The 12,836-nt window shown below is 46.6% G+C and carries 12 protein-coding genes; 3 read left to right on the forward strand and 9 right to left on the reverse strand.

Going from position 1 to position 12,836, the window contains the following annotated elements; genetic code table 11:
- The 5 genes from IM485_RS10465 to IM485_RS10485 form a co-directional block, all read right to left on the reverse strand.
- The coding region (locus tag IM485_RS10465) for a DUF2887 domain-containing protein (RefSeq protein WP_287637689.1) at positions 1-138 on the reverse strand (138 nt) is incomplete at its 3' end.
- 28 nt (positions 139-166) lie between these two features.
- Positions 167-3,637 (reverse strand): DEAD/DEAH box helicase family protein, encoded by a 3,471-nt coding sequence (locus IM485_RS10470; RefSeq protein WP_287742922.1) that lies wholly within the window; start codon positions 3,635-3,637, stop codon positions 167-169.
- A 228-nt stretch (positions 3,638-3,865) separates the two neighbouring features.
- Positions 3,866-5,107 (reverse strand): restriction endonuclease subunit S, encoded by a 1,242-nt coding sequence (locus IM485_RS10475; protein WP_287742924.1) that lies wholly within the window; start codon positions 5,105-5,107, stop codon positions 3,866-3,868.
- A gap of 148 nt (positions 5,108-5,255) precedes the next feature.
- On the reverse strand, positions 5,256-5,447 hold the full coding sequence (locus IM485_RS10480; RefSeq protein WP_104397518.1) for a hypothetical protein: 192 nt from the start codon (positions 5,445-5,447) through the stop codon (positions 5,256-5,258).
- Positions 5,448-5,450: 3 nt separating this feature from the next.
- A complete protein-coding gene (locus IM485_RS10485) occupies positions 5,451-6,962 on the reverse strand; it encodes a type I restriction-modification system subunit M (protein WP_287742927.1) in 1,512 nt (503 codons plus the stop codon).
- Between the two features lie 319 nt (positions 6,963-7,281).
- On the opposite strand from IM485_RS10485, the gene IM485_RS10490 reads away from it, so the two are divergent.
- The 3 genes from IM485_RS10490 (at position 7,282) to IM485_RS10500 (ending at position 7,829) form a co-directional block, all read left to right on the forward strand.
- On the forward strand, positions 7,282-7,473 hold the full coding sequence (locus tag IM485_RS10490) for a hypothetical protein (RefSeq protein ID WP_002734734.1): 192 nt from the start codon (positions 7,282-7,284) through the stop codon (positions 7,471-7,473).
- The gene (locus tag IM485_RS10495) at positions 7,466-7,600 is read left to right on the forward strand and encodes a type II toxin-antitoxin system RelE family toxin (protein WP_287742930.1); all 135 of its coding nucleotides are present in this window, start codon (positions 7,466-7,468) and stop codon (positions 7,598-7,600) included. The genes IM485_RS10490 and IM485_RS10495 overlap by 8 nt, the downstream gene beginning before the upstream one ends.
- 118 nt (positions 7,601-7,718) lie before the next feature.
- Positions 7,719-7,829: a type II toxin-antitoxin system RelE family toxin gene (locus IM485_RS10500; protein ID WP_253881464.1), complete on the forward strand. Its 111-nt coding sequence runs from the start codon at positions 7,719-7,721 to the stop codon at positions 7,827-7,829.
- A gap of 79 nt (positions 7,830-7,908) precedes the next feature.
- Here IM485_RS10500 and glmS read toward each other — a convergent pair whose 3' ends face one another.
- From glmS to IM485_RS10520, 4 genes are all read right to left on the reverse strand, one after another.
- On the reverse strand, positions 7,909-9,810 hold the full coding sequence (glmS, locus tag IM485_RS10505; protein ID WP_287742932.1) for a glutamine--fructose-6-phosphate transaminase (isomerizing): 1,902 nt from the start codon (positions 9,808-9,810) through the stop codon (positions 7,909-7,911).
- A gap of 744 nt (positions 9,811-10,554) precedes the next feature.
- Positions 10,555-11,121, reverse strand: a complete 567-nt coding sequence (locus IM485_RS10510) for an adenylate kinase (RefSeq protein ID WP_287742934.1) — start codon at positions 11,119-11,121, stop codon at positions 10,555-10,557.
- A gap of 70 nt (positions 11,122-11,191) precedes the next feature.
- Positions 11,192-12,511 (reverse strand): preprotein translocase subunit SecY, encoded by a 1,320-nt coding sequence (gene secY / locus IM485_RS10515; protein ID WP_104397522.1) that lies wholly within the window; start codon positions 12,509-12,511, stop codon positions 11,192-11,194.
- Positions 12,495-12,725 carry a hypothetical protein gene (locus IM485_RS10520; protein WP_287742936.1) on the reverse strand — a complete coding sequence of 77 codons (231 nt, stop codon included), beginning with the start codon at positions 12,723-12,725 and terminating at the stop codon, positions 12,495-12,497. The genes secY and IM485_RS10520 overlap by 17 nt, the downstream gene beginning before the upstream one ends.
- Between the last annotated feature and the right edge of the window lie 111 nt (positions 12,726-12,836).

Here is a 12,836-nt window from a genome sequence, read left to right on the forward strand (position 1 = left end):
AAGACGAAAAGAAAGTTGTTTGACTTCCACTGAGTCAAAGCGGTAGTTATTCGCTTCGCTGATAGGGAGTTGAATTAATTCAAAGAAGATAGAGGGGAATGATTGAAAGAGTTGATAAAAAATCGTGTCAGTTTTCATGCTTTTATTTCTTCATCCGCGCTTACTCTTAGACCGCATCAACGGACTCATTAAACGATCGCACAATCGAGACGATCCGATCAGCTTCCTGATCATTAAACATCCCATCTAGCCCTTCGGGATGGTTATCAGTAAAGGGAGGCTCGTAGAGCGCCCCCGGATTGATAACTCCGTTTTTAGTGAGGATATCGATGATATTTTCGATAAAACGGATTTGATTGGCCGAGAAGTTTGTCCCCTGCAAATAACGGGCAAAAGCTTGTTTAGCCGCTTGGCGTGCCGCTACGCGGATCCCTGCGGGATCAAGTCCGACGATTTCCAGGATCAGGAGCTTGAGGCTTTTTGTCTGGCCAAAGACCTCCTCAAAACGCTGACGGCTCTCAATTTCTGCGGCCGAAAATAGCATCTCCTCTAGGGCAGATAAATCCGTCTCCGTTAGGGGGATATTGCGCCGCAACTTAGCGATCGCAAGGTGATCCTGATGCTGACGGATATAGGCCTCGACTTTCCGGCGATACTGTTCGCGACTAAAACCGGTCTGATGGAGGTCACTGAGCCGTGTCGAAGTGTTGGGAATATCGACAATCTGCACCTCCCCCATCTCATCGACAAAATCGGTGATCACGATCTGCTGCTTTTGGCGATCAATAAACTTGACCAGATCCCGGACACGCACCCGAATCCCCTCCACCATTGACGGCGTTGCTCTGGTCCACCAGCTTTCGTCCTGCACCTCGCGAATAAAGGCCAATTGTCCCTTAATCATCGGGATATCGGGCTTAGTATCCAGTTGACCGAGAATATCCCGCACTTTGTCCCGCAATCGCTCATAACTACGGTCGGCCTTGAGAATGGCTAATTGCAGTTTCACACAGAGAAGGTCGAATTCCTTGGCCAGGGGATCCTCATTGGGCAGACTATTGGGTAAACCGGCCAAGCAGTCGGCAATGGTGGCCGCGTCCTCCTGACTCAGGTTGTTCCAACGCTGGCGCTGACTAAAGGTCTCCACCTGCGGCAAGCGACGACGCACGAGGAAATTATCCCGGGGCATGGTGGCGATGTGTTGATGGAGTGCATCGAGCAAACTCGTGTATAGGTCGCCGGATCGATCGACTTTGTAAGTAGAGGACTGCTCTCTTGCCCTAGGTGTCGCGCTTGGCTGGGCGGGAGCGAGACGGGTTGCCAACTCGAGGCGATGTTTCACTAGGCGACTGGTGAGGCTTTCGGGTATTTTCTGGCTTGTTTCATCGATATCCTGCTCGAAATACTCGAAATTCCCGCAGAGGTCAAAGACCAGAAACTCGGTTTTATGGTTGCCAGGCCCAAACAAGTCCTGACAGAGACGGGTCCCGCGCCCGATCATCTGATTGAACTTCACCCGGGAGAATACGGGCTTAAAAAAGACCAAATTGACCACTTCCGGCACATCTACGCCGGTATCGAGCATATCCACCGAGACGGCCAAAATCGGTTCTTTGTTGGCTTCGCTGAAGTCATCGAGCAGACTCTGGGCGTAATTGTCGTGACTGTCAATAATTTTGGCGAAATGGCCTTTGTAGTGAGGATAGTTACTGTTAAAGCGATCGCAGATAAATTGGGCGTGTCGGTGATTACGGGCAAAAATAATCGTTTTACCCAATCGATCGCCACTGTTGACCTTTAGCCCCCGTTGCATCAATAATTCTAATGCTTGATCCACGGTGTCGATATTGAACAACCAGTCATTAAAGGCAGCTGCGTTAATTGCCTGCGGTAGTTCGCCGCTTTCCTCGTCCCGGAACTTCTCCTCGTAGTCTAGCTGCTCCTGTGGGGTTAGCTCACTGTATTTAACCCCAGTACGCAGAAACTTAAACGGCACAGTAACGCCCTTGGGGGGGACGAGGTGGCCATCCCTAACGGCATCATTTAACTCGTAGGCGAAGGTAGGCACGCCCTGGGGTAGCTGGAAAATGCGGTAGGTGTCCCGGTCTATTTCCGAGCGCGGCGTGGCAGTTAGCCCCACCAGCAGGGCATCAAAATAATCGAATATTTCGCCGTATTTCTGATAAATGGAGCGATGGGCCTCATCGATGATCACTAGGTCAAAATAACCCACCCCAAAGATTCGCCCCTCTGCATCCATGCGATCGATGGCGTTGAGCATGGTTTGATAGGTGGAGAAGAGGACGTTAGCCCCCGTCACGTCCTTGCTGCGGGTCAGATGCAGGACGGTAACGCTGGGTAGATGACGCTGAAAGGCTCGATAGGCTTGCTTTAATAGGGCATTGCGATCGGCCAGAAACAGGACTCGGTTTACCCAATTGGCGCTCTTGAGCAGTTCCACCAATGCGATCGCAGTTCGAGTTTTACCGGTTCCCGTGGCCATAACCAACAGGGACTTACGGGCGCACTTTTCTTCAAAGGTTTCGGTAATGCGGCGGATGGCCTCTTTCTGGTAGGGGCGGCCGACAATATCCTCGTTAATGGCGGTGTTGCTGAGGCGTTTACGGTGGGAACGGCGGAAAATTAGCCGTTCTAGCTCGGTTTTTCGCAGGAAACCGAGGACGGGACGGGGGGGATAGGTGAGATCATCCCAGAGATAGGTTTCATAGCCGTTGCTGTAGAAAATAACGGGGCGTTGGTTGTAGTTTTTTTCTAAGCAGTCGGCGTAGAGTTTGGCCTGATTTTGGCCGCTGTCGGGGCTTTTGCTGCTGCGTTTTGCCTCCACAACGGCGAGGGGTTTGCCGTCGTCGCCCCATAGTACATAATCGGCGAAACCGCGTCCGGTATCTCCGGGCTTTTGGATGGGCATCCCCTGCAGCTCGAACTCGGTGACGTTGGCTGCTTTGGTATCCCAGCCAGCCTCTTGGAGTAGTACATCGATCAGGTAGCGGCGGGTGTCGGCTTCGTTGTAGTCGTGCTGGTCAGCGATTGCTCGATTTTGGGCGAGGAGGGCATCCCGTTCGGCCCTAGCGGCTGCCAGTTCGGCCTCGGTTTGGCGCTGTTTTGCTTCGGCCAATTGGCGCAGGGCATCGCTTTGGGATAGGCGTTTTTCCAGGTCTTGCAGTTGTTTGGGAGCGGGGGGTGCGGCCGGGGGTATCTTCTGGCGATCGAAGCGAATATCGCCCAATTCTCGCCCATTCTGCCCATAGTAGCGCACGAGCCAGTAGGTGAGATGAAATAGTTCCTCGATCAGGTGCAGGGAGTCCCGTTCACTGATGGGGCTGGTATGGTGGGCGGCGTTGTTGCCGATTCTGTGGATGGTGCGAATTTTGCCGAAAAGTCCTGGTTTAAGGTTATCTTTAAAGGTTTGCTCGTGGATAAGAGCGCCTAGGCTATTGTCCCGGGGCGGTTGCAGGTAGGGGTCGTTTTCATAGAGCCAGCAGACCATTTGTTCTAGGACAAAACGGGTATAGAAGCAACTGGCCCGGGGGTTGCTGAAGACTAATCCCTCCGCTTGGCTGGCATGATCGTAGATTGTCGGGAATTGATCTCGCAGGAAGGAGAAGTTTGAGTCCATATTGCGCTCCCCAGTCTATAACTCTATTATTCCCAAAGTTTTGGCTATCTCTATATTTTACCTGATTATTGTTTAACAGTTATATAAAAAAACAGCAAGTTCGGTTATTTTATCTAGGTTTTTCCCTAGTGACAGTGTGAGATGATAGGAATCTTGGTTAATTGTCCAACGGTCTTTTTTAATGGCATTTCCCACAAGATTATGGCAGTAATCCGCCAGCTGCCATGGCTACAGTTCCCCTCTAAATGCTCTTTGTAAAAGGGAATTAAAGAGATTTTCGGATTGTTCAAGGGCAGATCGATAATAACTCAATTGCTTCTCAACACCTTGACGGAGCTTGACATATTTTTTTTGTTCTTCTATGGGGGGGGTGAAAATCGTGAATTTTTTCAACTCTCTAAGATTAAGGGTCTTTTGAGCTACCCCTCTTGCTTGTTTATCTGCTTGTTGTCTTATCCAATCTGATTGCATCATACCCAACAAAAATTCTGGCTCAATAGTTCGAGAATCTGGTTTAATATGTGCAATGTGTCGCTGAAAACAAAAACGATTTTTGGTTCTTACCAATGCGGCATTTCCATAACTACCAACCGTTGTATAGAGAATGTCATTGATCTCGATAGGACAACGGGAAGTTAGCTCAAACCATGATTCTTCTGTGATATGCTTGCTTACTTTGAAATCAATTTCACCATTAACAATGTTGCTTACAAATATGAAAGGAATCCCCTCATCTGCCCAATTAGGAGGTTGATGTGTACCGTCAGTCACCCTATTGCAGACATTTTGAAGTTCACATATCTCCCACCCTTTCGGATTAGTAACAGGATCACCGAACATCTCTAGGAAAGTCGATTTTAATAACTCCTCAGTCAACCGAATCGCCTCTTTGCGCTTGCGTCGCACCCCATCCGCTTTATCTAAAATTGCCGCAATTCTTCGCTGTTCTTCGATGGGTGGGAGGGGGATTTCTAGGCTTAATAAGTCTTCCTTGCTGAGGTTTATCTGCACTCCGCCGCCAGCAAACCGTAAATAATGTTGTTTTGCCCTATTTGTACCTAAAACACGCTTGAGATAGGGAAAAAAAATAGAGTCTTTATCTTTTATGACTAATTTTCCTACACGTTGGTTAAGTAAAACATTTCTGCCCTTAGTAGAGACAACAGTTGGAACTCCTAATATTTTCGGTTCAGTTGCCATGTCGGTCATAGCAATTATGACATCATTATCTTTCAGCAAAAATTGTTGATATTTATCTGCGTATGGATCAGGTAGAAATTTTGGATGATAATCTAGATCAAATTCCCCATCTGGTCGAATATTACTCATTCGACAACTCAGTGTATTAGAAGAGTCAACGTAATCCGTTGATTTGAAGGCATAGCCATTTTGTAAATCACATAGGCTACCGAGTTTAACTATTTTCCAGTCATCGGGAAAAACACCCTTATTACTTGTATATAGCTTCATCCCAACATCTCCTTTAATGCGTGTAAAACCTGATCAATCTTATTTTCAAACATAAATCAAATATCCTTTCGGTGGACTAAATCGGTGGGTTACGACGGATTGTTAGATTGACTTTAACGCCTAGATTGTTGCCGTCTAACCCACCCTACTATAAACTCTTCTCCCCCCTTTTTAAGGGGGGTTGGGGGGGATCGGATGGCAGTGTGGCAAGCAAATCTAAGCACGCTGCTTCCGGTGTCCCCGGAGGTACTTCCAGAAGCGACTCAATCTCCAGTAAAGCGGCCTCATACTCGGATTCGGTTTTGAGAGGATGTAGGTCTAATGGCTGTAGATTTTTCATCTCCTAATCTCCTAACATCTCCTCTAATGCGTCCAAATCCTGACGAATATCAGCCTCTAAAGCCCTTAACTTCTGTAAAATCACCTTCGGCGGCTCATAGCTCACTTCCTCGTACTCTATCTCCTTATAACGGTTAATTGATAGATCATAAGCATTGGACTGAATCTCCTCGCGAGGCACAAAAAACGCCTTCCCTGTGCGGTCACTGAGCTTTGTCGAAGTGCGATTGGTATCCTTAGCGGAGTCGCGTTGCTGCCAACAGCGCAGCAAGTCTGGGATATCATTATCGGCAATCGGTTGGCGCTTATCATCGAGAGAGAAACCATCCGCCACCATGTCATAAAACCAAACGAAGTCAGTCCCCTTTTCCCTTACCCCCAGCTTCGTAAAAATCAGGATCGCAGTAGATACCCCCGCGTAAGGTTTAAACACCCCCGACGGCATCGATATCACCCCCTCTAGCTTATGTTCTTCTACCAAGATGGTGCGGATGTCCTTATGGGCCTTGGACGAGCCAAATAGCACCCCATCCGGCACAATTACCGCACCTTTTCCCCCCGTCTTCAGCAAGCGCAAAAACAGGGCCATGAATAATAACTCGGTTTTAGTGGTGTCAATGATTTTCGATAAATCCTTGGCAATAGTGGACTTCTCCACCGAACCCTTAAACGGTGGATTAGCCAGAATCATGGTAAAACTATCCTCTACCCCGGCGTGATCCTCCGATAGGGAATCCCGGGCCTCGATAATCGGCTGCTCGATACCGTGTAACATCAGGTTCATGCTGCCAATGCGTAACATCGTCGCATCGAAATCAAAACCGTGGAACATTTGGTTATTGAAATGCTCTAGGTTGCCGCGTTCATGGAGCAAACGTCCCCCCTCACTGTCCTTTAACTCCCGCACATACTCGGCAGCCGCCACTAAAAAGCCTCCTGTGCCACAGGCCGGATCACAGATAACCTCCCGGGGTCCCGGCGCTAATAACTCCACCATCATTTTGATAATATGGCGCGGTGTGCGAAACTGTCCGTTAGTCCCGGCTGTACTCAGTTTCGAGAGCATATACTCGTAAAGGTCGCCTTTGGTGTCCCGATCCTCCATGGGGATTTTTTCAATTTGTTCGATTACTGTCCCCAGCAGGGCCGGGGAGGCGATGAGAAACACCGCGTCCTTCATGTGTTTAGCGTAGGTGCTACCCTTGGACAATTGCCCCAGATCTTTGATAAAGGGAAACGCTTCATCCCGGACAATCTGGAGCATTGTCTCGGCATCATCGAGATTTTTGAAGTGGGACCAACGGATATGCTGTTGGCTGGGGGTAAAGGTGGGATTTTCGAGGTTTTCGCCTAATCTTTGGGATTTACGCTCCTTAGCTAGTTCTAGGTCATCTAGGCGCTTGATGAAGAGTAAATAGGAAATCTGCTCGATTACCGAAAGCGGGTTACTAATGCCGTTATTCCAGAAGGTTGTCCAAAGTTTATCTATTTTGGATTTTAATTCGCCGGTGATCATCGCTGTTTATTTGTTCACTGCTTTTAATATTGCAGTAATATTGTACTGAAAATCGGGGGATCTCTTAGGTTTTCTGGGTAAAATATATTCTAAGTAGCTGGTTATAATTGAATTAAAGATGGATTTTAGGTTCGATCCCCCCTGCCCCCCTTGATAAGGGGAGTGCCGATCCCCCCTTAGTCCCCCCTTGATAAGGGGGGCATCTGATAATTTTTAACGCCTACCTACTTAAAACTGGCGAGGAGGTGGAACAAACCACAAAGACACAAAGGACACAAAGATCGATCGCTCCTATATAAGTTCAAGTTATCAAACAATTATGAAAGGAATTAACTTTGTGATTAATGAAAAAGGGGAAAAGAAAGCTGTTCTCATTGACTTAGAAGAATGGGGAGAGCTTTGGGAAGACTTTTCTGATATTTTAGTCTCTCGTAGTCGAGAAAATGAATCAGAAATTTCTTGGGATGAATTAAAACAAGAATTAGAAACAGAAAATACATTCGATGAGTAATTATCAAATTCGATTGAAAACCTCTGCGGCTAAAGAATTTAAAAAATTACCTTCTTCGATTAGGCAACGGGTGAGTGACAGTCTTGAGAAATTACAGCAAGATCCCCGTCCCTCTGGTGTTGTATAGCAAAGAGCGGGGTGGTTAGGACAATCAATCGCTGAAACCCTTGACCGATAAGAGTTTGAAAATTGAAAGCGTCCTAACTAACTCGTTCTATGCCATAAAACTAAAAGGAGAAGATAAAATGTATCGGCTTCGTGTTGGTGATTACCGCATTGTTTACACAATAGAGGATAATGATAAAATAATAAAGGTTACTAGAATCGGACACCGACAAGATGTTTATCAAGAATAAAAAATTAAAATGCCCATGTAAGCTAAGACGCATTTTAACCGCCTATCCTTAGATTAGCTGAATCTCCCCCAACCGAACCCTATTCCACCGTGACACTTTTGGCTAAATTGCGCGGCTGATCCACGTCTAAACCGCGACGGTACGCGATATGATAGGAGAGCAATTGTAGGGGAATTACTGTTAAAATTGGCGATAATAATTCCTCAATTTCCGGCACATACAACAAATCATTAAAGACTTTTGGTGCTTCCGTATCGCTGTCAGCAACTACTCCCAATAACCGCGCATCCCTTGCTTTTGCTTCCTGTGCATTGGAGAGAACTTTATCATAAACTACCCCCGGCATCGCAATCGCTACTACGGGAACTTTTGCATCTAAAAGCGCGATTGGTCCGTGTTTCATTTCTCCGGCTGGATAGCCTTCCGCATGAATATAACTGATTTCTTTGAGTTTTAAAGCCCCTTCTAAGGCAATGGGGAAATTAATCCCCCGTCCCAAGAAAATAAAGTCCTGGGTGTCATTAAATTCATGGGCCAATTCTTCGATCGCTTTTTCCTGTGTTTCTAAGACAGTTTCGATCGATCTTGGCAGCGATCGCATTTGATTAATAATTTGCTCGATTCTCTCTAAAGACAGAGTTTGACGACGATAGGATAAATCCAAAGCTAAGAGATAAAAACCCAATAACTGGGCGGTAAAACTCTTAGTTGCCGCCACCCCGATTTCGATCCCCGCCTGAGTATTAATAATCTGATCGACCATTTGTGCTAGGGTACTTTCGGGGCGATTAGTAATCCCGATAATCCGGGCCTGATATTTTTTTCCTAATCCTAAACGACGCTGTTTTTCCGTTTCCAACGCCGCTAAAGTGTCGGCTGTTTCCCCCGATTGCGTCACCCCGATGGTTAAAGTATTGGGCATCAGGGGGGTGGGTGCATAGCGAAATTCCGAGGCGTACTGTACCCTTGTGGGAATACCTGCCAACTGCTCAATCAAGTATTTACCCACTAAACTAGCGTGCCAACTGGTTCCACAGGCTAAAATCTGAATATGTTCTAAATTTTCGTAAATTTCCTCAGAAAAATTAAGATTTATCGGGTTGACATTATCCCCATTTTGTGCTGTCCAATGGGGATGCAGATAGGTCCCTAAACAGTCGCGCACCACTCCGGGTTGTTCGTGGATTTCCTTGAGCATGAAGTGACGATAGCCCTGTTTTTCTACGTTGGTCGGACTCCAATCGAGGACTCTGGGGCTTTTACGGACTCTTTTCCCTTCAAAATTATAAATTTCTACTCCCAAGGGTGTTAACTGAGCGATTTCGCCATTATCCAAGGACAGCACTGCCCGGGTATGGGGAACCAAAGCACTGACATCGGAGGCACAGAAAAACTCCCCTTGACCAAAACCGATGATTAAAGGGGCGTGTTGCCGCACCACAATCAATTCATCGGGATAATCGGGACTAATCACTCCTAGGGCAAAAGCACCCTCTAAACGTTCAATTGCCCTTAAAACTGCCTTGAGGAAAGGACTCACCCCTAAGTCTTCTTCATCGGTAGGTTTGGGTAGATAACTGGCGATTAGATGGGGAATAACTTCTGTGTCGGTTTCCGAGTCAAATATGCAGCCTTTTTCCTTTAATTCTGTTCTTAATGCCTGAAAATTTTCGATAATGCCATTCTGTACCACTGCCACCCGTTGACTATTATCGGTGTGGGGATGGGCATTACTTTCTACGGGTTTGCCGTGGGTTGCCCAACGGGTGTGACCGATGCCAATTTGGGAGGGATTAACTTCCTGTTCTAATTTTTCCCGCAGATTGTAGAGTTTTCCCTGGGCGCGGACTCGATGTAATTCACCTTCGAGAATTGTGGCAATCCCTGCCGAATCATAACCCCGATATTCTAAACGTTCCAATCCAGCTAGGAGAATATCGATCGCTGTTTGGGTTCCGATATAGCCAACAATTCCGCACATTCTTTCGCTGACCCCATTTAGGCTAAGTCCAATCTATTCTATCGCAAGCGTGACACTTGTTTGCTTAGAGGCCCAAGACGCAGGGGTAAGGGCAAAGTTTCCCTTCTAGGAGATTAGGGTGTGGGGTGTAGGGTGTAGGGTGTGGGGTGTGGGGTGTGGGGTGTAGGGTGTAGGGTGTGGGGTGTGGGGTGTAGGGTGTGGGGAGAACAAATAAAAGCAATATAGATCACTCAGCAGCACACTTTGTTCTTTTTGTCAAAAAAACTTTCTCTTTGCAACAAAACTACACAATTAATTGATCAACGGGTTGGGTTTTAAAAGGCTCTTTAACCTCCATTTATTGCTGTTGCTGAATAGGTGAGTGTAGATTTAGCAAGGGTTTTCAGGATCAACAGATAGCTAAAACCCTAAAAAGCACAGAAAAACCTATCATTTCATACTGCGAAATTATACCATAATCGCTGGAAGTATTGCAACCTCGTAAACAAATGAGAATTATTTTCAATAAATTCTTAGGAAAAGACAATTATTGCGAAATGTAAATTTAAATATTCTCAACTATTAAAGCTTGTTTTATATAAAAAACTTATAATACTAAATCCGTTGAGTATAGGCTACATATCAGGACAGGCACTCATGCAAGAGGCAAAAGAGGGAATAAATAATCAGTTTTTAATAACTGGATTTAGTTCACAACTGACTGATCACTGATTACTGATAACTGATCACTGACTGAGAGAAACTCTAAACAGGAGTCACAACTGCTGTTAAAGCCGCCGTAACCGTGTCCATCGGTTGATTACCGTCGATATGGTTAAGAGTCCCTTTTTGACCGTAATAATCTAAAACCGGGGCAGTTTGGTCGATATAAACCTGTAGGCGACGGGCGATCGTTTCTTTGGTATCATCTTGACGACCGCGTTGCATGAGACGCTCAATCAAGACCGTATCTGGTACAGCCAAATTGACCACAAATGTGTAACTATCGGCCAATTCTTCCAGTAATGCGTCTAAAAAGCTCGCCTGTGCCACCGTGCGGGGAAAACCGTCAAGAATCCAACCCTTAGCACTGTCAGGCTGTTTTAAACGTTCCTGAATTAAACCTAATAACAACTCATCGGGGACTAATTCGCCCTTTTCCACATAAGCTTGTGCTTGCTGACCAAGTTCTGTCTTCTCTGTAATTGCTTGACGTAAAATTTCACCGGTAGAAATATGGGGAATCGTCAGAGATTCCGCTAATTTTGCCGCTTGGGTCCCTTTTCCCGATCCGGGCGGTCCCAAAAATATCACACCGATCCGTTTGCTCATGGATTAAATATAGGGTTTTAAGGGAAAAAACAACCAGTAACCGCTAAAAGGTCACTGGCTGACTATCTAACTACTGTTTAATCATGCCCTCATAGCGTTGAGAGATGACATAGGTTTGAATTTGTTTCGCCGTATCAATCGCCACCCCCACCAGAATTAACAGGGAAGTTGCCCCCAAACCGCGAAAAGTGGTGACACCGGTGGCGCTTTCTACTACAGTCGGCACAGTAGCCACCAAACTTAAAAAGAGAGCGCCCAAAAGGGTGAGACGATTCAGCACCCCTTCCAGATAATTAGTAGTAGCGGTCCCCGGTCGAATCCCCGGAATACTGGTCCCCATTTTTTTCAGGTTTTGGGACATATCCTTGGGGTTAACGATCAGGGAAGCGTAGAAGAAACTAAAACCGAGAATCAGTAAGCTATAAAAAGCCACATAACCCCAACTATCGGGACGCAGGGCATTAACCAACTGGACTAAAACCTGACCGACCGGGTTATCCGTGGGTAAAGCTTGCACCAATTGGAAAGGTAAGACCAACACTGCCGAGGCGAAAATAATCGGCATCACGCCCCCTTGATTGAGTCGTAGGGGTAGATAACTGGTTCTTTCCCGATAGAGACGACGACCGACCTGACGACGGGCAGAAACAATCGGAATCCGACGGGTTCCTTCCTGAACAAAAACAATGCCGATAATCATCACCAAGAAAACCAGCAAGAGAATCACCACTTGAGCGATCGCTTGTCGGCCACCCTGTTGAGCAAAAGTAATCGTATCACCGAGGGTTTTTGGTAAAACAGCGACAATGTTGACAAAAATCAGCAAAGATGCTCCATTTCCCAGACCGCGTTCCGTAATCAGTTCCGAAATCCACATCACGAACATAGAACCGGCCACTAAAGCGAGAACCGTAGCAGCGATCGAGGGTAAAGTTCCAGCCACAACGCCGTTAGCCACCAATAAACCGAGAGTAATACCGATACTTTGAATAATTGCCCAACCAAAGGCAACATAACGGGTAATTTGGGCAATTTTTCGCCGTCCTGCTTCTCCTTCATTTTTCTGTAAATCTTCCAAAGAAGGAAGGGCAGCGGTGAGTAGTTGCACGATAATTGAGGCGTTGATATAGGGAAGAATACCGAGGGCAAAAATCCCTAACGTCGATAATCCTCCCCCGGTAAACAGGTCAAGGATTCCCAAAGCGGCGTTACTTTGAATAATTTCTGCTAATCTTGCCCGATCCAATCCGGGTATCGGTACAAACATCCCAAAACGGAGCAGAACCAGTAAACCCAATGTAATCAACAAGCGACCGCGTAAACCGGCCGCTTGTGCCATTTGCATAAACGTTTCCTGTGCCGTGGGAGCCTTATCACGACTGACGACCATTAACAGTTACCTCTAGTGCAGTTTTTTTATGGGAAAAAGTAATCGAGGGGGAAAACTTTCTCGATTTTTTTAAGATTTCCCCTGTCTTTCTTATGATATAGCAATCCGGTCTTGGGGGTTGGGTGTTAGGGTGTGGGTGTGGGGTGTAGGGTGTGGGGTGTGGGGTGTGGGGTGTGGGGTGTGGGGTGTAGGGTGTAGGGTGTGGGGAGAACAAAGCTGCCCTTTACCTTTTGCCTTTTGCCTTTTGCCTTTTGCCTTTTGCCTTTTGCCTTTTGCCTTTTGCCTTTTGCCTTTTGCCTTTTGCCTTTTGCCTTTTATCTCCTGT

The sequence above is a fragment of the Microcystis sp. M169S2 genome (assembly GCF_020245865.1).
Classification (GTDB): Bacteria; Cyanobacteriota; Cyanobacteriia; order Cyanobacteriales; family Microcystaceae; genus Microcystis; species Microcystis ichthyoblabe_A.

Bases quoted from the DNA above. Each gene is read 5' to 3' on its own strand.
- IM485_RS10475 (WP_287742924.1), bottom strand. From the start codon at position 5,107: ATGAAGCTATATACAAGTAATAAGGGTGTTTTTCCCGATGACTGGAAA.
- IM485_RS10470 (WP_287742922.1), bottom strand. From the start codon at position 3,637: ATGGACTCAAACTTCTCCTTCCTGCGAGATCAATTCCCGACAATCTAC.
- glmS (WP_287742932.1), bottom strand. From the start codon at position 9,810: ATGTGCGGAATTGTTGGCTATATCGGAACCCAAACAGCGATCGATATT.
- IM485_RS10510 (WP_287742934.1), bottom strand. From the start codon at position 11,121: ATGAGCAAACGGATCGGTGTGATATTTTTGGGACCGCCCGGATCGGGA.
- IM485_RS10480 (WP_104397518.1), bottom strand. From the start codon at position 5,447: ATGAAAAATCTACAGCCATTAGACCTACATCCTCTCAAAACCGAATCC.
- IM485_RS10495 (WP_287742930.1), top strand. From the start codon at position 7,466: ATGAGTAATTATCAAATTCGATTGAAAACCTCTGCGGCTAAAGAATTT.
- IM485_RS10490 (WP_002734734.1), top strand. From the start codon at position 7,282: ATGAAAGGAATTAACTTTGTGATTAATGAAAAAGGGGAAAAGAAAGCT.
- IM485_RS10500 (WP_253881464.1), top strand. From the start codon at position 7,719: ATGTATCGGCTTCGTGTTGGTGATTACCGCATTGTTTACACAATAGAG.
- IM485_RS10485 (WP_287742927.1), bottom strand. From the start codon at position 6,962: ATGATCACCGGCGAATTAAAATCCAAAATAGATAAACTTTGGACAACC.
- secY (WP_104397522.1), bottom strand. From the start codon at position 12,511: ATGGTCGTCAGTCGTGATAAGGCTCCCACGGCACAGGAAACGTTTATG.